Source organism: Bacteroides sp. 4_1_36, assembly GCF_003466325.1.
Lineage (GTDB): Bacteria > Bacteroidota > Bacteroidia > Bacteroidales > Bacteroidaceae > Bacteroides > Bacteroides uniformis.
Window position 1 is genome coordinate 393 of record NZ_QSOX01000024.1, and the last position, 22,985, is coordinate 23,377.

At 49.2% G+C, this 22,985-nt stretch carries 22 protein-coding genes; 5 read left to right on the forward strand and 17 right to left on the reverse strand.

The genetic code is table 11. The features are described from left to right. The 8 genes from DXD65_RS17920 to DXD65_RS17950 form a co-directional block, all read right to left on the reverse strand. On the reverse strand, positions 1–1,377 hold a 1,377-nt coding region (locus tag DXD65_RS17920; RefSeq protein ID WP_233556159.1), incomplete at its 3' end, for a DUF6443 domain-containing protein. A gap of 14 nt (positions 1,378–1,391) precedes the next feature. Beyond that, on the reverse strand, positions 1,392–4,652 hold the full coding sequence (locus DXD65_RS17925) for a hypothetical protein (RefSeq protein ID WP_117887846.1): 3,261 nt from the start codon (positions 4,650–4,652) through the stop codon (positions 1,392–1,394). Positions 4,653–4,758: 106 nt separating this feature from the next. Continuing rightward, positions 4,759–4,860, reverse strand: a complete 102-nt coding sequence (locus DXD65_RS21030) for a smalltalk protein (protein ID WP_005825315.1) — start codon at positions 4,858–4,860, stop codon at positions 4,759–4,761. Between the two features lie 26 nt (positions 4,861–4,886). After that, complete coding sequence (locus DXD65_RS17930) at positions 4,887–5,327, reverse strand: N-acetylmuramoyl-L-alanine amidase (RefSeq protein WP_005834031.1); 441 nt, start codon at positions 5,325–5,327, stop codon at positions 4,887–4,889. Positions 5,328–5,485: 158 nt separating this feature from the next. After that, entirely contained in the window at positions 5,486–5,974 is a 489-nt protein-coding gene (locus DXD65_RS17935; protein WP_005825310.1) for an HU family DNA-binding protein, read from the reverse strand. Positions 5,975–6,160: 186 nt separating this feature from the next. Further along, complete coding sequence (locus DXD65_RS17940) at positions 6,161–7,024, reverse strand: DUF4373 domain-containing protein (protein ID WP_005834029.1); 864 nt, start codon at positions 7,022–7,024, stop codon at positions 6,161–6,163. A gap of 47 nt (positions 7,025–7,071) precedes the next feature. After that, the gene (locus DXD65_RS17945; protein ID WP_008662326.1) at positions 7,072–7,386 is read right to left on the reverse strand and encodes a hypothetical protein; all 315 of its coding nucleotides are present in this window, start codon (positions 7,384–7,386) and stop codon (positions 7,072–7,074) included. A gap of 100 nt (positions 7,387–7,486) precedes the next feature. Next, a complete protein-coding gene (locus DXD65_RS17950) occupies positions 7,487–7,630 on the reverse strand; it encodes a hypothetical protein (RefSeq protein ID WP_225982629.1) in 144 nt (47 codons plus the stop codon). A 180-nt stretch (positions 7,631–7,810) separates the two neighbouring features. Here DXD65_RS17950 and DXD65_RS17955 point away from each other — a divergent pair, with 180 nt between their 5' ends. Next, positions 7,811–8,533, forward strand: coding sequence for a helix-turn-helix domain-containing protein (locus DXD65_RS17955; protein WP_005825301.1), 723 nt, complete (start codon positions 7,811–7,813; stop codon positions 8,531–8,533). Positions 8,534–8,688: 155 nt separating this feature from the next. Then, positions 8,689–10,635: an ATP-binding protein gene (locus DXD65_RS17960; RefSeq protein WP_034525440.1), complete on the forward strand. Its 1,947-nt coding sequence runs from the start codon at positions 8,689–8,691 to the stop codon at positions 10,633–10,635. A 104-nt stretch (positions 10,636–10,739) separates the two neighbouring features. Here the strand turns inward: DXD65_RS17960 and metK are convergent, their stop codons facing one another. From metK to DXD65_RS18000, 8 genes are all read right to left on the reverse strand, one after another. Then, the gene (metK, locus tag DXD65_RS17965; RefSeq protein WP_005825299.1) at positions 10,740–12,032 is read right to left on the reverse strand and encodes a methionine adenosyltransferase; all 1,293 of its coding nucleotides are present in this window, start codon (positions 12,030–12,032) and stop codon (positions 10,740–10,742) included. A gap of 301 nt (positions 12,033–12,333) precedes the next feature. Continuing rightward, a complete protein-coding gene (folK, locus tag DXD65_RS17970) occupies positions 12,334–12,810 on the reverse strand; it encodes a 2-amino-4-hydroxy-6-hydroxymethyldihydropteridine diphosphokinase (RefSeq protein WP_035447415.1) in 477 nt (158 codons plus the stop codon). Between the two features lie 2 nt (positions 12,811–12,812). After that, entirely contained in the window at positions 12,813–13,871 is a 1,059-nt protein-coding gene (queA, locus tag DXD65_RS17975) for a tRNA preQ1(34) S-adenosylmethionine ribosyltransferase-isomerase QueA (RefSeq protein ID WP_005825296.1), read from the reverse strand. Positions 13,872–13,994: 123 nt separating this feature from the next. Then, positions 13,995–14,702: a tRNA pseudouridine(55) synthase TruB gene (truB, locus tag DXD65_RS17980; RefSeq protein ID WP_005825294.1), complete on the reverse strand. Its 708-nt coding sequence runs from the start codon at positions 14,700–14,702 to the stop codon at positions 13,995–13,997. Between the two features lie 115 nt (positions 14,703–14,817). Next, positions 14,818–15,609: an undecaprenyl-diphosphate phosphatase gene (locus tag DXD65_RS17985; protein ID WP_005825291.1), complete on the reverse strand. Its 792-nt coding sequence runs from the start codon at positions 15,607–15,609 to the stop codon at positions 14,818–14,820. 156 nt (positions 15,610–15,765) lie between these two features. After that, positions 15,766–16,005 carry a DUF3098 domain-containing protein gene (locus tag DXD65_RS17990; protein ID WP_005825288.1) on the reverse strand — a complete coding sequence of 80 codons (240 nt, stop codon included), beginning with the start codon at positions 16,003–16,005 and terminating at the stop codon, positions 15,766–15,768. 83 nt (positions 16,006–16,088) lie between these two features. Next, complete coding sequence (locus DXD65_RS17995) at positions 16,089–16,964, reverse strand: cell division protein FtsX (RefSeq protein ID WP_005825286.1); 876 nt, start codon at positions 16,962–16,964, stop codon at positions 16,089–16,091. A gap of 82 nt (positions 16,965–17,046) precedes the next feature. Further along, entirely contained in the window at positions 17,047–17,946 is a 900-nt protein-coding gene (locus tag DXD65_RS18000) for a class I SAM-dependent methyltransferase (protein ID WP_005833996.1), read from the reverse strand. Between the two features lie 372 nt (positions 17,947–18,318). Here DXD65_RS18000 and DXD65_RS18005 point away from each other — a divergent pair, with 372 nt between their 5' ends. Then, positions 18,319–18,822, forward strand: a complete 504-nt coding sequence (locus DXD65_RS18005) for a DUF3836 domain-containing protein (RefSeq protein ID WP_005825281.1) — start codon at positions 18,319–18,321, stop codon at positions 18,820–18,822. A 102-nt stretch (positions 18,823–18,924) separates the two neighbouring features. On the opposite strand, the gene miaB is transcribed toward DXD65_RS18005, so the two are convergent. Then, positions 18,925–20,298: a tRNA (N6-isopentenyl adenosine(37)-C2)-methylthiotransferase MiaB gene (gene miaB, locus DXD65_RS18010; RefSeq protein WP_008662310.1), complete on the reverse strand. Its 1,374-nt coding sequence runs from the start codon at positions 20,296–20,298 to the stop codon at positions 18,925–18,927. A 394-nt stretch (positions 20,299–20,692) separates the two neighbouring features. Between miaB and DXD65_RS18015 the strand changes: the two genes are divergently transcribed. Both DXD65_RS18015 and DXD65_RS18020 read left to right on the forward strand, forming a co-directional pair. Then, positions 20,693–21,073: a hypothetical protein gene (locus DXD65_RS18015; protein WP_005825277.1), complete on the forward strand. Its 381-nt coding sequence runs from the start codon at positions 20,693–20,695 to the stop codon at positions 21,071–21,073. 73 nt (positions 21,074–21,146) lie between these two features. Next, positions 21,147–22,643, forward strand: coding sequence for an acetyl-CoA hydrolase/transferase family protein (locus DXD65_RS18020; RefSeq protein WP_117588941.1), 1,497 nt, complete (start codon positions 21,147–21,149; stop codon positions 22,641–22,643). Positions 22,644–22,985: the final 342 nt, after the last annotated feature.

Sequence of the window (22,985 nt, forward strand, 5' to 3'; positions counted from 1 at the left end):
GCCCAAGTTGTCATACGCATAGTCGGCAAGGGTTATCTTGGTGCCGCCTAATGTATGCTCTACTTTCAAGAGTCTGTCCGCATGGTTGTAGCTGTAAGTATACACTTCCGTGCGGGTTGTTTTTCCGCTTGCCGTGTGGGTATGGGTCACTGTAGCAGGCTTGTTTGTAAAAGTATAGACGGTAGCTGCTACATCATAACCACCCAAAGGATTACTTTGCACAGTCTTCACCACACGTCCCTTGATGTCGTAGTAGTGTGCCGTATAAATCTTGTTGCTGCTACCGAGTACCGTTGCCACACTTGCCGTCAGTGCCCCTTTCCCGTTGCCCGAAGCATCATCAGGGAAATTGCTGTTATTGAAACCTGCTTGCGCACGGAAAGCGTAGTTGTCATAGTAATTCCTGATGTGCACAGTGGTGCCCGAAGTAGTCACTTTGTTGGTGCATACACCTTGCTCCGTCAGACGGTTCAAGCCGTCGTACTTGTAGTACGTCCAGTTACCGGATGTAAGGGCACGCTGGTTGCCGTCCTGCGAGAATACCAGGCGGTCGGCATTGTCATACACCATTTCCATATATCCCGCACCGGGAAGCTTCTTCCAGATACAACGGTTACGTCCGTCGTATTTGTACTGGAAGGCATACTGGTCGAGATTGGCCGAGCTCTGGTACATAGGCTGGAGCACGAAACAAAGATTGCTTTTGTCGTCATACACATAGTAAGTGTCGTGCGTTTCGCTGCCCTTCATCTGACGGGACAATACAACATGTCCCATCTTGTCGGTGAAGGTGTAGCTCACGTTCAGGTCTTCATCGGTGGTCTTGACGACCGAAAGCTGGCCGGAAGCATAGCTGCCGTTGCTCGTCAGTGCGCCTGCACTGCTTACGCTATAGTTGATGCAGTTCAACTGCGCGTTAGCCGTACTGTTGGCCAGATAGTCCGTATTGACGGAATGCCCGCCATGCCATGCGGCTCCCGGTCCGTATTCCTTGACGGTACGGTTCAGCGGAGAAGCCTCGTACACCGGCTGGCCGTAAGGACGCGAGTCGTTGCCATAGTTGCCGGGCGCACTGCTCTTGAAAGAAGCAGGCGCCACATACTCGGCAGACGAGACTATCGGCAGCCAGGAATTCGCGGCACGTCCTGCAACGTCATACTCCTGCAACGTCACCAGATTGCTGCTGCTTGCCGTCACCTTCTTCAATACCGTCTGGAACGGACGTCCCAGGCCATCAAAATACTCCACCTTGTCCAGATATTTACCTCCCGTTTCATCCAGCATGCTACGGGTACGCACATAATTATGGCTGGCATCCTGCGCCGCTGTTGTCAATGCATAACACAACAACGCCATAAACATATATTTTCGTTTCATACAGTTCTTTCGTTTCATTGGGGTTTGTAATTATACTGATATTCATTCACTACCTTTCCATTATGCTCCTTAACCTGGAACAAGCGGTTGAAGTCATCATAGGTAAAGGTCGCTTTCTCTTTATTCGGTTCTACAATTTCCGTAACACCCACAAGCGGGCGATAGAGATAGGTAGTAACCAAAGCATTGTCGTTGGCAAGCCCGTTTCGCACTGTGTTCAGGACAGCTGTAATAGACGCAGTATTCGCATTGGCCGGCAGTTGGCTGATGCTCGCCGACGAGATTTTCTCTACAGCCTCATACGTCTTTCCTTCTATCTTGGCCACCGGATAAAGATTGTTATAGGCCCATAGGAAGCTCACCGGCAAATTGTTGCGTATATAACCCAGCAGCCGGCCTCTTGAAGTGTACTTGCCAAACCAAATATCCTGCACATAGGCTCCCGCATAATCGGCCAGTGTCTTGGGAGTAGTAGAGCTGAATTTCAACGTACGTTTGGGCAATATCATGTTGAGCGTGTCTTTATATTCCGTCTTCGACGCATTCACCACTTTGCCGGCAGAGAGTTCGACGCGTTCTATGGGTATGCCCACCATATATTTCCCTTTCATCTTGACGGAAACGGCATCCGTAAAGCTGTTTGCATATTTAAACTGCTTTTCTTTCTCCACCCCGTGCTTGTTGCTCTTCAAGGAAGAAAGTACCCCATAGTCAGTATAGGCATATCTCTCTTCGTCCACTATATTGCCTTCAGCGCGATAGTCGGTAGTCACTTTCTTGCTGAGATAGTACGATTGTGCCCACAGATTGTAAGGCTGCATGGTACGGGTAGGATGGGAATAATCCGGATTGAAATAATAGTTGCGTATTTTCGGTGCCCAAACCTCTTCCGAAGAAGAAGGTGAGTAGGTGTACTCCTCTCTCTTCAGCAGTTTATGATTTTTATCCCTATATTCTACCGACGAAAGTTTACCGTTCTCATAGTCAGGCACCGTAGGAATGCCGGCCAGGTATATATCAGTAACCTCATCCGGAACGTTATGGTATCTGTAAGTGGTATATCCCTGAGTATCCATGTCGCCATATGATTCACTGACCGCCGTATATCCCACAAGGTTTCCTCTGGAAAGATTCGTCAAAGGGATATAAGGAGCAGATTGAATCAGTTCATAGTAAGCATTCATCCAGTTTCCCGCCCAACTTTGCATTTGTTCTACATAGACCGGTGCGTTGAATACCGGCTTCACCATCAGCTTTGCATCCTGATATTCAAACTTACGCCAACTCTGGTTACCGTTGCCGTCCGTATTCGTGATGGACTTGATGCGCAGCCCGGCACCCAGGTAATCCTTATCCAAGGGAGCATTCGTTTTGCCTACTATCTCTACCGAAATATTGATAGGATACTCCAACCTTACATTCTGCACTGCCAATGTCACACGATACGTACCTCTGTCCAGTTGCTTTTCAGTGTCATCAGGCCAGGGCTCCATCACATCATAATCGGGAGAAGAGAACAAGGTTCTATAACCATTACCCTCTTTCTTTTCGAGTTGTGTTGTGTAAGTAAGCGACGAAGCAAGATGTTCACTGGGATGAGGTTCGTCATGTCTTCTGCGGATGATAATCTTGGGATTGGCATCGTCCACTTCAAAAGGCTCGCCAATATACATAAGGACAGGAGCTCCGGGTGCCACGGGCGGCATACCGTTGTCTACCAGGTTAAGGGTTCCTTCGCGCAAGGGGGGCATCATAGGCAAAGTTTCAAAACGATGTCCTTCATACTCAAAGGTAGTTGTGCCACCCGTAGGATAGGTGATAGTGCGCAGCGTCCCTATCTTGCACAACGCCTCATTGAATGAACGGTCCATACCTTCTTTAAACAAACTCGTCTTACTGCTCGGCTTTATCGACTCCGACCAATAAATGCTGGGGCTAATCTTTAAAGAAGCAGTCATTGGTGACGCACCGTTGTAGAATCCCCAGGCATCTACAGACAGAGAGCGTTTGGGCGGCAATTTCCCCATATTGTAATCCATGGTATATACATTGTTCTTCTTCGAACCAGCCACATCATATACCTTCGACAATAACAAACGGTCATCATAACCATTGGTAGTGGCAGCCATTCCGCTAAGCAGATATTTATACTCCAGCATGGTGGTCTTGATAAGGTTACCGGCAGTATCACTCACCTTGATACTCGACAGCTTCTGTACCTTTTTTCCGGTTTCCGCACTCTCTATATCCTCACGATCAGTTGTACCGAATTCTACTTTACCCCCTTCAAAAGTAATAGCCGACAATGTCCATTGCTCTATCTTGGAGTATGAGTAATTGTAGTTGAACTTATTGGTGAAATACTGCGGAGATTGTGAAGACAATTGGCCATTCACTATTTTAGACAAAGATATAACGTCTTCTGTAGTAGAAATGGGAGTAAAAATACTTTCTTTTTTGTAACTAAACGTAATCTTTCCACCGTTGGGAGATGTCACAGAGTCAAGCATCCAGGCTGTTACAATCTGCGGTTCGTTATAGTATGGAAATATATGACTTCTAGTTATATCTGTTTGAAAAAAATCAATGGTATTTAAGAAATAGTATGTGATTTCTTTTGTCGAGAAGGAATAGACATATCCTTCCAAGTCCGTCATGGTCCATGTTTTGTTACTTGTATTGTATACCATCTTTACCACTTTTTCTTGTGTTTGGATGGTAGGGACGGCATTCAGTTGTCGGTTGTTCTTCAATACGTCGAAATACATGGAGCCCGAATGTCCGCCTGCATTGAAGTAAAACATATCAGGTTCGGCATCATAGTCACCTTTGAAATAACCCATATACTTCTCCAAATTCTGGTCGGTCACTTCAAATCTGGGATTGGTCAGCCACGGAGCATCAGTAAGGTTATAGCACCCACGTGCTGCAAAGTCGTCCGTACCCTGCACTTGTCTGACGACGCACCCTCCTGCCTGGAGGGTCCATCCAAGGCCGATCCAAGTAGCTTCTTGTGCAACACGTGTTCCGTCCGTATGGTACGATAGTGCAATGGGGAACTTCTTTCCGTCAAGGTCAATCTCGTAGATCGGGATAGTCAGATTGGCTTGCCCCACATAATTGTCGGTAGGTATCATGCCGAAAGTTCCCAATGAAGCTGCATTGGGAGATACCGGAACAATCCGGAAGTTGGTTTCAGGATGGCCATCCTGCGAATACATAACCGTTGCCTTCAGTAAAAGGAACAGTAATAAAAACAAGGATATTCTTTTCATGATAAATCGTTGTTATTAGAAAAATTATTCAATATGTTTTGCGGGATAAGGGATGGGGGAGCTGTTTTCCAAGCCTCTCCCATTCCCTTGCTGGCTTTTCAGCCTCCTACAGTGGCATCGCCTGCACGCCCAGCACACTGGCTATGGTGGCAATGATGGTGCCCACAATTTTCAAGATATCTTTCCAGGTTTCTTTGCTTATTTTCATAATTCCATGTTTTAAGGATGATTGTTTTAAAATTCTTTACTTACCTCGAAGCACGGACACTGCTTCACCCACTCCCACGGCTCCACCGTCCCATCTCCGTCCAAATCGGGACTGAGGTCGCGGTGGCCGCATACACGGGCGTTCCGGAACTGTTGTAGCAGCTGGTACACCAGCAGGTGCAGGGCCGAACGCTGCTCCGGCGTACGGGTATCCTTCGGATTTCCCCGGGCATCCAGCCCGCCTTCGTAGCAGATACCTATCGAATACTTGTTGTGACCGCGGCAATGCGCACCGGGCAGTTCCAAGGAACGGGTTCCGAGCACAGTACCGTCTCTCCGGATATAGTAGTGATAGCCCGTCGTGCGGAAGCCACGGCGGCGGTGCTCTGCCTCCAGAACCTCGGAAGTAAGCGTACAGCCCTCCCGCGTGGCGCTGCAATGCACCACGATGTAGTTGATTTTTCGCATAAGATTAGTTAGTGATTAATGATTGAAGATTAGTAATTTATGATTTGACGATTTACGATGTACGATTACTTTTCGTATCATAAATGCCTGCATAGGCGCGGTTATTTAGCAGTACGAATTTCAATCGTACATCGTAAATCGTCAAATCGTAAATGGCCTTATCCCAACGGATTTTCACCTTGGTCACCGTCGTTACCGCCCGAGCCACCGTCGTTGCCGCCCGAACCTGCCGTGTCCTGAAGGTCGAAGCGCACGCACTTCACCCCGGTCACCAGCGAACGGGTAGACACCGTATGGTCCAGATTACGCTTGGAGGTGGGCAGAAAACGCACTCGTAGTGTGGACTGGGTAGCCGACACCTTCAGAGGGTCTTCCACACCGTTCATGGTGGACTTCATCGTAAGGCGGAAAGTACCCAGACCGTCCAGCGTCACGCTCTCGGAAGACTGCAGGTGGCGAGTCATCACGGTCACCAGGTTGTCGATGACATTCTTCGAGTCACCCGTAGAGAGGGAAGACAACTCCGCAATCTCCTTAGCCACCTGCTCGGTGTCCACATTCCCCGTCAGCACCACGCGGGGATAGAAAAGCTTCTTGCCCTCTTTGTTGGCAAGAACCGACTGAAATGATTTGTAAATTACTGGCATAGTAGTTTTGTTTTAAAAATTAATAGTTTGTCTTGAAATTCAAGGATTCGTTTTTTTCAAATGAAACAACATTGTTTTATTTTCGTGTATTAAGCTTAACCACATTGCAAAGATAACGCTATCCGGAAAAGTGTGCAAATTAAAAAAACCGTTTTTCTTCATGAAATTATTCACAAATCGAAAACTTTACTTACAGCACAGGCTCAGCAGGTATCGTCCCGGTTGCCGTATCTTGCCATGACTCTCGCGCAAGGCATAGAAGCCCTTCCACAAAGGGTGGCCGATAGCACCGAAATTACTTTTGAGGATAATGGCATACTGCTCTTGCGGAGGAATATGGAACTGCTTCAGATTGAAAAGCAACCCGTCCAGGTTGCGGTCCGTGCCATCCTGCGGCGGTTGCAGTTGCTCTATTTTCCGAAGATATTCCCCCTCCGCGGATGGCACATCCGCGCCCTCAGTGCCCCCGGTTCCGGGGGAACTATGGAGGAGGGGATTTTCTTTGCTGTGTTGTGATGTGCTATGCTCTGCTGTGCTATATGTACCCGATGTCGCATTTTCGGGCTTAAATGCTGCACTTTCGGCAGCGGACGGCACGCTTCCATTGGCAGACGGCACTCTCCCGGCGGCAGTCGGCGCGGCCTCGTCATCGCTCTGAGAATCATCCACCAGACAATAACGTGTGTCTATGGCGGAAGATTTCCGGCGCTTGGTACTGAACAGATACTGCCGCTGTATCTCAGCAGAAGTCAAGATGGCGTATTTGCCGAAAAGGGCGGCATTGAAAATGCCGTACTCCACAGCCAGGGCAAGAATGCGCTTCACGTCGGCAGCCGTCTTTTCATAGAGGCAGGCGGAAAGGTCTTCGTAGAAAAGCTCGTCGGCACACACGTAATAGCCTTCGTCGGCATAAATGCAGGAGAGGGCGCCCAGCAGAATGGCAAAGGAGCCGTCACCCTCACGTTTCATGATGCGGCGCACCAGACGGTCGTGCATGAAGTCTGTGTTCAAGGGGAAATAGTCAAGTCCCCGTTTTTTGATTCTGGACATGGTTTGATGATTAGGGGTTAGTGATTAGGGGGAGAGAGCGGCTTGTATCATTCTATATCACCTGCTTCGCATAGGCGTTTCCGCTTGCGGAGCACGCTTTCGCGCACTACCTTCAAAGCATTCAGAATAAGATACATACGAAGGGTACAGTCCGAAATTTCAGTGATGACCGGATAACGGAGGGGATTGCTTGCTGGAAGTGAGCGACGGTAGCGGGCGTTGCTCATCGCCCTACGGCATTCCTTGCAATAATTGTCGGGGGCAAGCGTACGCTTGTCTACATAAAAAGAATCAACGGGCAGTTCTCTGTGGCAACATCCACAGAAACGAACATTTTTTTCAATAATCTGTTCCATAACCATTTTTTGTTAAGAATTAGTACAATAATATTTTTTCGGCACGCCCCTGCCAAAGATGCTTGTAGGGGCTGTTTGCTGGAAGTATATATCCAGCGTATTCTATCTATACATCCAGCGCGTTGCATCTATACTTCCAACGCACCTCATCTATACATCCGGCAAGGCGGATGCCCATTTTTTCAAATTCGTAAGTATTTTTGCTAAATTCGGATGCTTCCGGATAAAAGACCAGATGTGTATTTTCCATAAATCCCTCCCTTTTATTTGCATTTATAAAACATGATATGTATTTTTGTCCCAACAAAGATAATGCTGTTTTCATTTACAAAACAAACAAATCGGGAATTAAATTCTTAAATAAGACGTAAGACAGTATAAATGAGGAGATAATAGTTTCTGAATAATTTACACGTAAAAACTGAAGAATATGGCGAATGACAAAGACCCGGTATTTTGTGCGGCAGACATCATAAAACGTGCCAAACTGGCGAAAGAATTCAAGACAGACAGCGAACTTGCCGCCTTTCTGGGTATATCACGCTCCACACTGAGCAACTGGAACGCCCGCAACAGCATCGACTTCCCCCTGCTGCTGGGCAGCCTGGACGACGTGGACTACAACTGGCTGCTGACGGGAAAGGGCTCGCCTGCACATCATTCAAAATTCTGTGACAATGACTTGGTACAAGGTGAAGTGGAAATACTTCACACACCGAAAACAGCCGACCCTATGGACGACCGTAGCGTGACCCTCTATGACATCTCTGCCGCCGCCAACCTGAAGACACTGCTGGCTGACCGCCCGCAGTACGCCTTGGGGCGGATTGTAATTCCCAATATCCCTGTGTGCGACGGTGCCGTCTACGTCTCGGGCGACTCGATGTATCCCATCCTCAAGTCCGGTGACATCGTAGGCTTTAAGTCCATCCGCGACTTCACCGACGTCATCTACGGTGAAATGTATCTCGTCTCCTTCGAACGGGGCGGCGACGAATACCTGGCAGTGAAATACGTCAACCACTCGGAACGGCCGGACTGCATCCGTCTGGTGAGCTACAACAACCACCACGACCCCATGGACCTGCCGCTGGCGGCAGTCAATGCAATGGCCATCGTGAAGTTCTCGATAAGGAAGAATATGATGATGTAGAGGGCGGCATTATCACCGGAAATTTCGTAAGAAAGCTCCTGGCAAGGATCATTCAACAAGCAAACAGAGAAATTATACAAAAAAAGCTTGTAATTTATTCTTTTATCTTATTTTTGCGATGCCATAGGCATAATAATAAGTATCCGGAAAAAAACATGCTTATTCCATCCAATAGAACAAAGAGGGAGTGCATTCTTTCAAGGTTATGTTTTCTAGTGCTTTCAGTATGGGTGTTCCTACCTTCCGCAGCACAGAACAATCCCTACAAGATAGACGATGCACTCTACCCCATCTACCAGCGGGCTTCCAAGCAGGCACGCCAGCAGGAGGGGTTGCTGGTGGCCGACACTTTGTATCAACAGGCTCTGAAGCTCGGTGACAAAAAAGCACAATGCCTGGCATACATCATCCCCCTGCAGTTCTATATATCCCAAAAAGATGATAGCAAAATAGAAAAGGCATCCACTGACCTGAAAGAGATTTCACGTGCCAATAACTATCTGCAATATTATTATCACGCTTGGAGCAGCGAAATCATCTACTTCCTGAACCAACAACGCTCATTGCTCGCCTTGCAGAAAGCGGAAAAAATGAAAAAGCAAGCTTTTGCCGACAGATACCCTTACGGTATCTTCAGCTGTATCCGAACCATGGGCCATATCTACAAATCACGCGGAAACTTCGACCTCTCCGCCCAATACTATCAGGAAGCCTTGGACTATATGCTGAAGAATATGCCCGACCAAGATCCCAGCCAACTATACTCAAGCCTTGCCGAATATTACCGTAACACCCAAAAAGATTACGCCACCGCACTGGACTATTGCGAAAAAGCCTTGAAGAGCGCCAAAACAGAACGGAACATAGCCCAAGCCATGATAGAGAAATGCCTGGTACTATTCCGGCAGGGACGTATAGATGAATTCAACGACTGCTATAAAGAAGCCGTACAAATGGCGGACCGTTGCAAGCTCTCTGCCAGCGTTTCCCTACTGATAGCCCACATCAGCAAGAACATACTGGACAAACAGTATGAGCAGGCCCATGCCCACGCTGACCAATTGTCCGAGAAAGGCTTGCAACAACATGCCTACATTTACGAATGCGCCAAAGACTATCCCAATGCCATCAAATATCTGAAAAAATACCACCAGCAGTTGGATTCGACGAACAATCTCCTGCAACTGTCGGACATCGCCGAACTGAACACCCAGATAGGCGCCGAACGTCTGAAAATGGAAAACATACAGGCCACCTCGCGCTACCGCATCACTCTTTTCAGCATTGTCACCGGCTTTTTGCTGTTATCCCTGCTTTTCCTGATGCTCTACCTCCACCGCAAACGTAAAGTCAACCTCGAACTATGCCACAAGAACGAGGAACTTTCCGAAGCGCGCGACCAAGCCGAAGCAGCCAACAAGGCAAAGAGCATCTTCCTGCAGAACATGAGTCACGAAATACGGACACCGCTCAACTCTATCGTGGGCTTCTCACAACTCATCACTTCCCCCGACGCGAACCTTTCCCAAGAGGAAAGGCAGGATTTCTGCCATCTCATACAGCACAATTCCGACCTCCTCCTTACACTGGTGGGGGACATCCTCAGCGCAGCCGAGTTGGAAAGCAACAGATACACCATGAAGATAGCGCCGCACAGTTGCAACAAGCTCTGCCGGGAAGCCATAACCACCGTTGAACACCGCAAGCCCGAAGGCGTGAAGCTCTACTACACCTCCGAAGTGGACGACTGCTACGAACTGAGCACCGACGGGCAACGTGTGTGCCAGATACTCATCAACTTCCTTACCAATGCAGAGAAACACACCACACAAGGCGAAATCCGCCTGCACTGCTCCCTCACAGAGCATCCCGGATACGTCACCTTCTCCGTCACCGATACCGGTACCGGCATTCCCCCGGAATACTCGGAAACCATCTTCGAACGCTTTGAAAAGGCCGACAACTTCGGGCAAGGCACCGGTCTGGGACTCAATATCTGCCGCCTCATCGCCGAACGGCTGAAAGGGAAAGTGCTGCTGGACAAGGAGTACAAGGAGGGGGCAAGGTTCGTGTTTGTACTGCCGGTGAAAAAATCCATTTGAAGAGCAAGACCAAAACAACAAAGGCTGCCTCTTCTGCATCCTCCGAAACATCGGTATCTGCAGAAGGGCAGCCTTCTATATAAATAGCCGTAAAGCTATGCTGATTATAAACCGAATGCGGCTTTCACCTTGTCCACATAATCCAGCTTCTCCCAGGTGAAGAGTTCCACTTCAATGTCCTTGTTGCCTTCGTAGCGGCTCTTGAAATGCTTGACGATGGTCTGCGGCTCGCGGCCCATGTGTCCGTAGGCGGCAGTCTCCTGATAGATGGGGTTGCGCAGTTTCAGGCGGTCTTCTATTGCCTTGGGGCGAAGGTCGAACAGCTCGTCAATCTTACGGGCAATCTCACCGTCGCTCATATTGACGTGGCTGCGGCCATAAGTATCTACGAAAATATTGATGGGGCGTGCCACACCGATGGCGTAACTTACCTGCACCAGCATTTCGTCGGCAACGCCGGCAGCTACCAGATTCTTGGCAATGTGGCGGGCTGCATAAGCTGCGCTGCGGTCTACCTTAGAGGGGTCCTTTCCGGAGAAAGCGCCGCCGCCATGGGCACCCTTGCCGCCGTAGGTATCTACGATAATCTTGCGTCCCGTCAGCCCGGTGTCACCGTGAGGACCACCGATTACGAACTTGCCCGTGGGGTTGACGTGGTATGTGATACGGTCGTTGAACAGTGCCAGCACCTTTTCATGATGGATGGAAGCAATGACACGCGGCATCAGAATCTCGATTACATCCCGGCGGATTTGGGCGAGCATTTCCTCGTCGGCCTTCAGCTGGGCGGCATCGCTGTCGTCGGCAGGCTGTACGAAGTCGTCGTGCTGGGTGGAAACTACGATGGTATCGATGCGTACGGGTGTGCCGTTGTCATCATATTCGATGGTCACCTGGCTCTTGGCGTCGGGACGGAGGTAGGTCATCACCTTGCCTTCGCGACGGACATCTGCCAGCACTTGCAGGATGCGGTGTGCAAGGTCCAGTGAAAGCGGCATGTAATTCTCCGTTTCGTTGGTGGCGTAGCCGAACATCATCCCCTGGTCTCCGGCACCTTGTTCCATGGGGTCCTGTCGCTCCACGCCGCGGTTGATGTCGGGGCTCTGCTCGTGGATGGCGCTCAGCACGCCGCACGAATTGCTCTCGAACATATACTCGCCTTTGGTATAGCCGATTTTCTTGATTACTTCGCGTGCGATGAGAGGCATGTCAACGTACGCTTTGGTTTTCACTTCTCCAGCCAGCACTACCTGACCGGTAGTAACCAGAGTTTCGCAAGCTACTTTCGAACTGGGGTCATAGGCCAACAGTTTGTCAAGCACAGCGTCCGATATTTGATCGGCTACTTTGTCGGGGTGTCCTTCAGACACCGATTCGGATGTGAATAAATATCCCATTTCAGTTGAGAATTGATAGTTGATAATTGATAATTCAACGAATGGCGGAAGGAGGTGTGTGGAGTAGATGCATCCGGCACACAAACATGCCGTCAGAAAAGGATGTGTTTTAGCATTTTTTTCTGTGGTTGCAAGCTACTCAAATCTCTCCACATATCGTTTTTCGGAGGCAAAGATAGTGCAAACCGAACGCAGAACAAAATGAACTTGTTCATTTTTTATGCTGAGGTGCAGCCTATCTTCGCTTTTCGGAGGCAAAGATAAAAAAGAAATCTTGTATCTGCGCTACAGATAGCAGAGATTAACACTGATTTTGCAACAATTCCCCGATTGTCTTTCCCAATACCGGATGCACCACGCCTGAAGCAATCTCCGCCAACGGCTCCATCACGAAACGGCGTTCCTGCATCAGCGGATGAGGAAGTTTCAGTTCAGGCGTATCCAGCAAAACGGGAGTACCGTCATCGGCAAAACAGAGCAGCAGGTCGATGTCTATCACACGGTCGCTATACACTGCATTGACAGACTTATGCGTACGCCCCATCTCCCGCTCGATTTCCTGCGTCGTTTGCAACACCTCCAAAGGTGCCAAAGCAGTGCCTACGCAGAGTGCGGCATTCAGAAAAGTATTATCGGAAGAAAAGCCCCACGGGGCAGTAGCATAAAAAGCAGATAGGGAAATCACTTCCCCTATCTGCTTTCTTATCTTTTGGACGGCCATGCGGAGGTTCTGCTCCTTATCGCCGAGATTGGTACCAAGACTGAAATAAACAACCATAATTACCGGTCTGTAATCAGCATCGCATCTCCATACGTACCAAAGCGGTACTCTTCCTTCAATGCCACATTGTATGCCTCCATCACCTGCTCGTAACCGCCGAAAGCGGCAACAATCATCAGCAGGGTACTGAGCGGCATGTGGAAGTTGGATATCATGGCATTGGCCACGGTAAAGTCGTACGGCGGGAAGATGAACTTGTTGGTCCAACCCTCGTATTCCTTCAAATGTCCGTCGGTGCTGACGGTGCTCTCGATGGCACGCATCACGGTGGTACCTACGGCACAGACTTGGCGGTTCAGGTCTTTGGCATGGTTCACAATCCGTACGGCTTCCTCGTTCACAATCATCTGCTCGGAGTCTGTCTTGTGCTTGGTGAGGTCTTCCACATCAATGTCGCGGAAGTTACCCAAGCCGGCATGCAGGGTGATGTAGGCAAAGTCAATACCCTTGATTTCCATACGCTTCATCAGCTCGCGGCTGAAGTGCAGGCTGGCGGTAGGCGCCGTAACAGCTCCTTCGTTGCGTGCAAAAATAGACTGGAAACGTTCGGCATCGTCCGGCTCTACGGGACGGTTGATGATACTGTGGGGCAGCGGCGTTTCGCCCAGCGCATAGAGCGCCTTCTTGAACTCATCGTGCGGACCATCGTAAAGGAAACGAAGCGTACGCCCACGCGAAGTGGTGTTGTCGATAACCTCAGCCACCATGGAGTCGTCGTCACCGAAGTAGAGCTTATTGCCGATACGTATTTTACGGGCAGGATCCACCAGTACATCCCACAACCGGAGCTCTTCGTTCAACTCACGCAACAAGAACACTTCAATACGCGCACCGGTCTTTTCCTTGTTACCGTACAAGCGGGCAGGGAAAACCTTGGTGTCGTTGAAGATAAACACATCTTTGTCATCAAAATAGTCCAGAACATCCTTGAACATCTTGTGCTCAATCTCACCCGTCTTACGGTGCAACACCAACAGACGTGACTCGTCTCTGTACTTCGTGGGGTGCAAAGCTATCTTCTCTTCGGGAAGCTTGAATTTGAATTGCGACAGTTTCATAATTAGTTATAAGTTATGAGTTATTTATTATTTATATCAGTCTGTTTTAGTCATAAGAGGGTATGAGTTATCCGGCAGTATGCTACACTTCATAGCAAATAACTTATAACCCATAACTTATAACTAAATATCTATCTCCTGCGCCTCTATCCACTCTTTGAAATCGAGGGGATTGAGGCAGTCTGCCAGCCGGACGTCGCCTACGCGGGTACGCTCCAGGGCGGTGAGGTGAGCGCCGCTCTGCAGGGCTTCGCCGATGTCACGTGCCAGGGCGCGGATATAGGTTCCTTTGCTGCATACTACGCGTACCTTTATCCACGGTTCGGCAATATCCAGCCCGTCGTCCAGCAGCTCTATCTCGTCGATGACGAGCAACTTGGGTTTCAGCTCTACCTCCTCTCCCTTGCGGGCAAGGTCGTAGGCACGTTTCCCGTTCACCATACATGCCGAGAAGGCGGGAGGCACTTGCTGTATCTCGCCGATGAACTTCTTCAGCGTCTCCTCCACCAGTCCGCGGGTGATGTGCTCCGTGGGATAGGTGGCATCTATCTCATGTTCCAGGTCGTAAGAGGGAGTGGTGGCACCCAACCGGATGGTGGCAACGTACTCCTTCGTGTGATACTGGAATTCCTCAATCCGTTTCGTGGCCTTGCCCGTACAGACTATCATCACCCCCGTAGCAAGCGGGTCGAGGGTACCGGCATGGCCTACTTTCAACTTCTTCTCCTTTATCCGCCGGCAGATGTGGTAACGCGCATGTCCCACAACCTTGAACGATGTCCATCCCAGCGGTTTATTGAAATAGAGGACTTCTCCTTCTTTAAAATTCATTGGCCTCTCCCCTAACCCCTCCCCGGTAGGGAGGGGGATAAAATGGTACAACTTAATATTTTTCTCTTATTGATTTCCGGAGTAATCAGTCTTTCCCCCACACAAGGAGGGGACTTTAGCTTAATATGAGCGTTATGACACCGGCTATCGCGCAATAGATGGCAAAATAAATCAGCTTGCCCTTCTTCACAATATTTATCATCCACTTGCAGGCCAGGCAGCCCGAAACAAAAGCAGCCAGGAAACCTACCACCAGCGAAAGCGTCGGAATATCCCCTGCAACCGCCTCACCTTTCATCATCTTCATTCCATCCAGCAGTGCCTCGCCCAGGATGGGAGGCATCACCATCAGGAAAGAGAACTGTGCCAGCTTCGCCTTGTTGTCGCCCAGCAACAGACCGGTTGCAATGGTACTGCCCGAACGGGAAAGCCCCGGAAGCACCGCGCATGCTTGTGCCAGACCGATGATAAAGGCATCCTTCATGCTGATGTTCTCCTTCTGCTTCGGCTTATAATAATAGGAGAAAGACAGCAGCAGAGCTGTCAGCAGCAGGCAGCAGCCCACAACGACCAGTCCCGAACCGAAAATGGCCTCTACTTCGTCCTTGAAAAATACCCCCACAATGCCGATAGGTATCATGGATACCAGTATATTGATGACGTAACGTGTCTCCTCGTTCATCTGCCACTTGAACAGTCCCTTGAAAATCCAGTCAATCTCTTTCCAGAGTATCACCAGCGTACTGAACACCGTAGCCACATGTACCACTATCGTAAAAGCAAGATTCTCCTCTCCCTCAATACCGAACAATGCCGAACCTATGGCGAGGTGTCCGCTACTGCTCACCGGCAGATATTCGGTCAGTCCTTGAATAAGCCCAAGGATAAGCGCTTCAAACCATTCCAATTTGTTTAAGTTTTTAAGTTCTTGAGTTGCCGGAGGGGCTGTCCGGAAGCTCTGTTACTACTTTCTTTCTGATTATTTTTCAGACGCAGATAACGCAGATGACACGGATTTCTAATATTCCAATCTGCGTCATCTGTGTAATCCGCGTCTGAAAGTTTACTCCTCTGCACGACAGCTTTTAGGCTTGCGCAGCACGGCATATATCATGAACACAAACCCCAGCAGGCAAACTACCGGAGCCACCTTGATGCGTCTCACACTAAAAATGTCCGGCTCAAAGGTCGTCGGGGTAGACGCGGGACCGGTCATCAGAAGAAAACCAATGATAACCACCGCCATTCCGATGCCAAGCAGGATAAAATTGGTCTTATCAAAAGCGAATTTCTCTTTACTCATCTATACATTTACTATTTTACTATTTACAATTTACTATTTGGAGGCTGCGATAACAGTGCTTTCTCTCTATGCACTTCAAGGCGTTAAATATAATACAGTGTGCTTGCCTTCATCCTCAGATATTTGTTGATGGAAAGCAAAGCGCACAGCCACGTAATAAGTACACCGAACACCAGCACGGCACCCGACACCAGCACCATCACCTCGGGCGTAATCACCTTGACCAACTCCGGTTCGTAGGACACCAGCCAATAGGCGGCTCCCCACAGAATGCTGTCGGCTATGAAAGCGGCCAGCACACCTATCCAGAAATTGCGCCGCAGAAACGGACGACGGATGAATGCCCAGCTTGCTCCCACCAGCTTCATGGTGTGGATAAGGAAACGCTTGGAATATATAGCCAGACGGATGGTGTTGTTTATCAGCGCAAAGGAGATAAACGTCAGTATCACAGCCAGCCCCAGCAGCATCAAGCTGATATTCCTTATATTATCGTTCACGGCATCTATCAAGTCTTTCTGGTAGAGCACTTCCTGGATATTGGTATTCTTTTTAATCAGTTTCTCTATTTTGGCGATGCTGTCCGAATTGGCATAGTCGGAATGCAGCTTGATTTCGATGGAGGCAGTGAAAGGATTGTAGCCGAGGAACTCTTGCGGGTCCGTACCCATCGCCTCAGTCTGCTCGCGGAGTGCCTGCTTCTTGGAAATGTATTCCGTCTGCTTCACAAAAGCCTCCTTGTCCAGCCTCTTCTGAAGCTTCAGGATGTCGCTCTCCTTCATGTCGTCACTGACAAGCACGGAGAAACTGATGTTCTCCTTGACGTACACGGAAAGATTATGAGCCGCGAGCACAAAGAATACGACCAGCCCCAACAGCAGTAACACCAGCGTCGTACTGATGCTGGACGTAATGAACTGCATGTCAAAATAGGATACCGAGTTATTCTTTGCTTTCATTATACCAATTATAAGTTACGAGTTACAAGCTACAAGTTATGTAAATCAGTCGCTATTAATCATTAATCCCTAATCCCTTTTCTCACCCTTTCTTCCTGAACACGTAAATCATGGAACTGCTGCGTTCCTTCTTCACCAACGCGCTGAACCAGGCCAGTGTACCGGTCACCATTCCCCGCAGGAAAGTACACGAGTGCCTCATGTGCTTTTCCGTCAGCATGGAGACGTAGAAGGCATCGAACGGCATGGGATGCCGCTCTGCCATGATGAAGCCATGCTTGGAACCGAATTGCTGGATGGTGCCCGGTGTGAAGTGCCACAAATGGCGGGGCACATCGTAGGCAGCCCAGTAAGCCCCGTATTTCTTTGCGTCGAAGGAGGAGCAGTTGGGCACAGCTACAATCAGCACCCCCTTTTCAGTCAGCAGGGAGTGCAGGGTTTCCCACGTTTCGTTAAGGGGTTCCAGATGTTCCATGACATGCCATAGGGTGATGACGTCGAAACTGCCCGGTGCAAAATCTTTCAATGCCGTATGGGGTTTCACATCCAGATTGAAGTGTTCTTTGGCAAAGGCACGCGCCTGCGCACTCTTTTCCACAGCTTCCACCTGCCAGCCGCGACGCTGCATGGCATCGGCAAAGTAACCGGTCCCCGTACCCAAATCCAGCAGACGGCCCTCCTTGCGGTGTGCTTCACGGACCACAAGACGTGCCTTGCGTCCCAGCATATAGTTGCGCACCCAGTGGTACACGGAGTTCATCGCCCCCTTGCGGGTATCGGTATGTGAAATGTAATCAGGAGTTTCGTAGTAACGACCGATTTCAGCCTCCACGGGAAAGTCTTGCGTGAAAAGGAAACCGCAATCCCGGCAGCGGCATAAGTGGAACATTTCGCCCGAGGCATAATGGTCTACACATGTCAGGGCACGCTCCAAATGCGTTCCACCACATAACGGACAAGCTTTTATAGTGAGTTTATTCATCGAACGTTCTGCCAATAAGGAAGTGCAGCCCGAATGAAACAGACCACACCATACCTAAATTTGGTGCAAAATAACAAATAAAAAGTGATTTATAGGGTTTCCATTAAGGAGATTTAAGAAAACAAACGCTTGCTCCGGCCAGCTGGCGGAACGAATGACCAACTGTTCGATATTAAGCGGACAACTGTCCGATAATGAACAGTTTTCGAAAGCATCTATTCATTGATTATCAACAACTTAAATCTTTGGCATGGGAATTGACTATAATTAGGCGAAGGCGTTTGAGAAAAAGATTAGTTGGAATGCAACTTTTTAATCGGGAACAACGTCTAAAAGAAACAGAGTAAGTAACAACAATTAAAAATAAAGATTATGAAAACTACAAATTTATTCAAGGCAGTCGCATTCGTAGCAATGACTATCGTAAGCGTTATGAATACAGAAGTGAAAGCTCAGGAAAACAACTTCATCACCAATGAAGAAGTGAAAAACGAATTAGTAGTTGCCAAGACCATCTTTAAGCAAGACGGTGCACAACTTTACCGGCACATCCGTTATGAATACTCTTATGACGACCAGAAACGCCTGACCTGCAAGGAAGCCTCCAAGTGGGACGGTACAAAAGACGAATGGACACCTTACTTTAAGATGACATACCAATATGGCAATGATGAAATCACCATGTCCTACGCACGTTGGAACGAGTCTCACAAGGCTTATGACAAAGACATGAAGAAAAGTGTGTATGAATTGAACGATGAAAACATGCCGGTAGCTTACAAACTCTACAATCAGGACGCGCCAAAGTCCGAATTGACCCTGGTAAGCTACAACAAGACCGACTACGTAGCGAATATTCTGGCCATGGCAGAATAAAATTTAAAGTTTATAATATGAAAAGCACGAGCCTCACGGCTCGTGCTTTTATTCTATATACCGGTGTCATCATACTGATGTCATCGAGACTTTTCTATCCCGTCAGCCGGCTACCTCTTCTCCTTTCAGCGTAGCCGAACTGGATTCGGTAACCTTCACCATCACAAAATCGCCCACACGGTGCGTGCCACGGTCAAACACCACCACACGGTTTTGTTCCGTACGGCCGAACAACTGGTCACGACTACGTTTGGAAACACCTTCCACCAGCACCTCGTACGTCTTGCCCACGCAACGGGCATTCGCCTCGGCAGAGAGACGGTTTTGTAAGGCGATGATTTCATTCAGACGGCGAATCTTCACCTCCTCGGGCACATCGTCCGGCAGGTACTTGGAAGCATGCGTACCGGGGCGTTCGCTGTACTTGAACATAAAGGCGGAATCGTATCCGCACTCCTCCATCAGCGAGAGGGAAAGCTGGTGGTCCTCCTCCGTCTCACTATGGAAACCGGAGAATATATCCGTAGATAAGCCACAATCGGGGATGATGCGGCGGATGGCTGCCACGCGGTCCATATACCACTCGCGGTCGTACTTGCGGTTCATCAGCTTCAGGATGCGGCTGCTCCCACTCTGTACCGGCAGGTGGATGTGCTTACATACGTTGGGCATGTCGGCAATGACCTGGAGAGTTTCGTCGCTCATGTCTTTAGGGTGCGAGGTAGTGAAACGGATACGTACGCCCGGCGCTGCCTCTGCCACGGTGCGCAGCAGCATTGGAAAAGTAATCGTCTCTCCGTCCGGCTTCTCGAAGCGATAAGAATTGACGTTCTGTCCCAGCAGGGTGACTTCCTTATAACCCTTTGCCACGAGGTCGGCCACTTCATTGAGGATGCTTTCCACATCACGGCTACGCTCACGGCCACGGGTGTAGGGAACGATGCAGTAAGTACAGAAATTATTGCACCCACGCATGATGGAGACGAAGCCGGAGATGTGGTTTCCGCAAATGCGCGAGGGGATGACATCCCGATAGGTCTCTGTGGTGGAGAGCTCCACGTTCATTGCTTTCTCACCGGCCTCTACCGAGGCAATCAGTTCGGGCAGAGTAAGGTAGGCATCCGGCCCCACCACCAGGTCCACATGATGGTTGGTGATTAAGTCGTCCTTCACACGCTCTGCCATACAGCCCAGCACACCCACTATCAGGCCGCGTTTCTTCTTCTTGAGCGAGTGGAAGAACTCCAGACGGTTCAGAATCTTCTGCTCCGCATTGTCGCGGATGGAGCAGGTGTTCATAAACACTGCATCGGCTTCCTCCAGGGTGTCGGCCACCGAATATCCCGCCATCTGCATGACGGATGCAATCACTTCACTGTCGGCCACATTCATCTGGCAGCCGTAAGTCTCGATAAACAACTTCTTGTTGTCATCAGCAGTTGCAGATTTAAAGTCTGCTCCCGTTACTTTTTCCATAATCAGTTCGTTTAAAATCAGTTTATATCATAAGTTGGTATCTGTCATCCGGAGCGCAAAGATACTTCTTCCCTCCCAATAAACGGATGAAATGAAAGAAAAATGCCATTACAAGTTGTCAATCTGCGCCTTATCAGCTAATTTATGTTAAGAGAGCAAACATTTTCCGAGTGTTAATTTGGCATAGAGCAAATTAATTCACAAATTTGTGGAATGAAAGAAACATTAGATTTTTTCATAGTTAAGGTTTAGGTTAAAAAAATTAAGGGGAGCTGTGAAGCTGCCCTTTTTTATTACCAATTCCTTGGCTGTAATCAGATTAAATAATTAACTTTGCCCAAAAGCAAAGATAAGAGATAATTGCACTATCTTTGGGTGGAAAATCAAAAAGAATATGGAAGATGTCTTCAAGTTTCTGTTAGTTGCGGCTGTCATAGTAATCGGACTCGTCAAGCAGTTTAAGAAAGAAGCAAATAAAAATGCTGACAAGAGTCCCGACATACCTATGCCCGACGTTGACAACCCACTGCCCGAATACTGGGGCGGAGATACTTACGGAGGCTTTATTCCCGAAGGCCCCAAGCCGGCAGAAAAGCCCAAGCCGGTATCCAAACCGTCTGCCAAATCCAAGCACACTTCCATAAAGGCTTCCCCTCCCTCCCCGGCATCCCGTCCGCAGGAATCCGATGAAGTAACGTCCGAATACGGCATCCACTCGGCAGAAGAAGCGAGGAAAGCCATCATCTGGTCAGAAATACTTCAACGGAAATATTAAAGACAGTCGATAATTGCAGAACCAATTACGAGCCCCTTCAGAATCTTTACACGAAAAAATAACTATTTATATTATGGCACTCAATTACATTTCGGCAGCAGAAGCTGCGAGCCTGATTAAACATGGCTACAACATCGGCTTGAGCGGATTTACTCCCGCAGGAACAGCCAAAGCCGTTACGGCTGAATTAGCAAAAATCGCGGAAGCAGAACATGCAAAAGGAAACCCGTTTCAGATAGGTATCTTCACCGGTGCTTCTACCGGAGACTCTTGCGACGGTGTGCTCTCGCGCGTCAAGGCCATCCGCTACCGCGCGCCCTACACCACCAACTCCGACTTCCGCAAAGCCGTGAACAATGGCGAAATAGCCTACAACGACATCCATCTCTCACAGATGGCGCAGGAAGTACGCTATGGTTTCATGGGAAAAGTAAACGTTGCCATCATCGAGGCATGCGAGGTTACTCCCGACGGTAAAATCTACCTGACGGCAGCCGGCGGTATCGCTCCGACTGTCTGCCGCCTGGCCGACCAGATTATCGTGGAACTGAATGCCGCCCACAGCAAGAACGCCATGGGCCTGCACGACGTCTACGAACCCCTCGACCCTCCTTACCGCCGCGAAATCCCCATCTACAAACCGAGTGACCGTATCGGCCTGCCCTACATCCAGGTAGACCCGAAAAAGATTGTCGGCGTAGTGGAGACCAACTGGCCGGACGAGGCACGTTCGTTTGCCGCCGCCGACCCGCTGACCGACAAAATCGGACAGAACGTGGCCGACTTCCTTGCCGCCGACATGAAACGCGGAATCATTCCGCCTACCTTCCTGCCGCTGCAATCCGGTGTGGGCAACATTGCCAATGCCGTATTGGGTGCTTTGGGACGTGACAAGACCATCCCCGCTTTTGAAATGTACACAGAAGTCATCCAGAACTCTGTTATCGGACTTATCCGCGAAGGCCGCGTGAAATTCGGCAGCGCCTGCTCACTGACCGTAACGAACGACTGTCTGGAAGGCATCTACCAGGATATGGACTTCTTCCGCGACAAGCTGGTGCTCCGTCCGTCGGAAATCTCCAACAGCCCGGAAGTGGTGCGCCGACTCGGTGTTATCTCCATCAACACCGCCATCGAAGCCGACATCTACGGCAACGTGAACTCCACGCACATCGGCGGAACCAAGATGATGAACGGCATCGGCGGAAGCGGTGACTTCACCCGCAATGCCTATATCTCCATCTTCACTTGTCCGTCCGTTGCCAAGGAAGGTAAAATCTCGGCTATCGTGCCGATGGTTTCGCACATGGACCACACGGAGCATGACGTCAACATCATCATCACCGAACAAGGTGTGGCCGACCTCCGCGGCAAGAGTCCGAAAGAACGTGCACAAGCCATCATCGAAAACTGTGTCCATCCGGACTACAAGAACATTCTGTGGGATTACCTGAAACTGACCGACGGCAAGTCACAGACTCCCCATGCCCTGCGCGCCGCACTGGCTATGCACGCTGAGCTGGCCAAAAGTGGAGACATGAAGAATGTAGACTGGGCACAGTATAAATAAACTGCTCCCTAAAAAGGCGGAGAAAAACCGCCCGAAAGATATACCGCGTTGCATGTATATTTCCGGTTTGCTGGATCTATATATGCAACGCGTTGCATATATAGATGGAACACGCTGCATCTATAGTTCCAACAACAAGCTATTTCAGTACCTACTACATCCCTGTATCAATTCCTGGCAAAACCTCCTTCTTACCGGTAAACTCACTATCTTTTGCTTCAGTTTCCTTTTCAGTTTCTTCAATCGATCTCTCACCGAGCCAACACTTATCGTTCGCATTGAGTGAAAAACTGCAATAATTTGTCCAGAGAAATACTTGCCTCCATTTAATCCCTCCTATTC

What these genes read in the sequence shown, in the direction of transcription:
- folK (WP_035447415.1), bottom strand. Translation starts at nt 12,810, where the DNA reads ATGGTTGTTTATTTCAGTCTTGGTACCAATCTCGGCGATAAGGAGCAG.
- DXD65_RS17930 (WP_005834031.1), bottom strand. Translation starts at nt 5,327, where the DNA reads ATGCGAAAAATCAACTACATCGTGGTGCATTGCAGCGCCACGCGGGAG.
- DXD65_RS17945 (WP_008662326.1), bottom strand. Translation starts at nt 7,386, where the DNA reads ATGGTTATGGAACAGATTATTGAAAAAAATGTTCGTTTCTGTGGATGT.
- DXD65_RS18005 (WP_005825281.1), top strand. Translation starts at nt 18,319, where the DNA reads ATGAAAACTACAAATTTATTCAAGGCAGTCGCATTCGTAGCAATGACT.
- DXD65_RS17955 (WP_005825301.1), top strand. Translation starts at nt 7,811, where the DNA reads ATGGCGAATGACAAAGACCCGGTATTTTGTGCGGCAGACATCATAAAA.
- DXD65_RS17990 (WP_005825288.1), bottom strand. Translation starts at nt 16,005, where the DNA reads ATGAGTAAAGAGAAATTCGCTTTTGATAAGACCAATTTTATCCTGCTT.
- DXD65_RS18020 (WP_117588941.1), top strand. Translation starts at nt 21,147, where the DNA reads ATGGCACTCAATTACATTTCGGCAGCAGAAGCTGCGAGCCTGATTAAA.
- DXD65_RS18015 (WP_005825277.1), top strand. Translation starts at nt 20,693, where the DNA reads ATGGAAGATGTCTTCAAGTTTCTGTTAGTTGCGGCTGTCATAGTAATC.
- DXD65_RS21030 (WP_005825315.1), bottom strand. Translation starts at nt 4,860, where the DNA reads ATGAAAATAAGCAAAGAAACCTGGAAAGATATCTTGAAAATTGTGGGC.
- miaB (WP_008662310.1), bottom strand. Translation starts at nt 20,298, where the DNA reads ATGGAAAAAGTAACGGGAGCAGACTTTAAATCTGCAACTGCTGATGAC.
- DXD65_RS17940 (WP_005834029.1), bottom strand. Translation starts at nt 7,024, where the DNA reads ATGTCCAGAATCAAAAAACGGGGACTTGACTATTTCCCCTTGAACACA.
- metK (WP_005825299.1), bottom strand. Translation starts at nt 12,032, where the DNA reads ATGGGATATTTATTCACATCCGAATCGGTGTCTGAAGGACACCCCGAC.
- DXD65_RS18000 (WP_005833996.1), bottom strand. Translation starts at nt 17,946, where the DNA reads ATGAATAAACTCACTATAAAAGCTTGTCCGTTATGTGGTGGAACGCAT.
- queA (WP_005825296.1), bottom strand. Translation starts at nt 13,871, where the DNA reads ATGAAACTGTCGCAATTCAAATTCAAGCTTCCCGAAGAGAAGATAGCT.
- DXD65_RS17950 (WP_225982629.1), bottom strand. Translation starts at nt 7,630, where the DNA reads ATGGAAAATACACATCTGGTCTTTTATCCGGAAGCATCCGAATTTAGC.
- DXD65_RS17935 (WP_005825310.1), bottom strand. Translation starts at nt 5,974, where the DNA reads ATGCCAGTAATTTACAAATCATTTCAGTCGGTTCTTGCCAACAAAGAG.
- DXD65_RS17925 (WP_117887846.1), bottom strand. Translation starts at nt 4,652, where the DNA reads ATGAAAAGAATATCCTTGTTTTTATTACTGTTCCTTTTACTGAAGGCA.
- DXD65_RS17995 (WP_005825286.1), bottom strand. Translation starts at nt 16,964, where the DNA reads ATGAAAGCAAAGAATAACTCGGTATCCTATTTTGACATGCAGTTCATT.
- truB (WP_005825294.1), bottom strand. Translation starts at nt 14,702, where the DNA reads ATGAATTTTAAAGAAGGAGAAGTCCTCTATTTCAATAAACCGCTGGGA.
- DXD65_RS17960 (WP_034525440.1), top strand. Translation starts at nt 8,689, where the DNA reads ATGCTTATTCCATCCAATAGAACAAAGAGGGAGTGCATTCTTTCAAGG.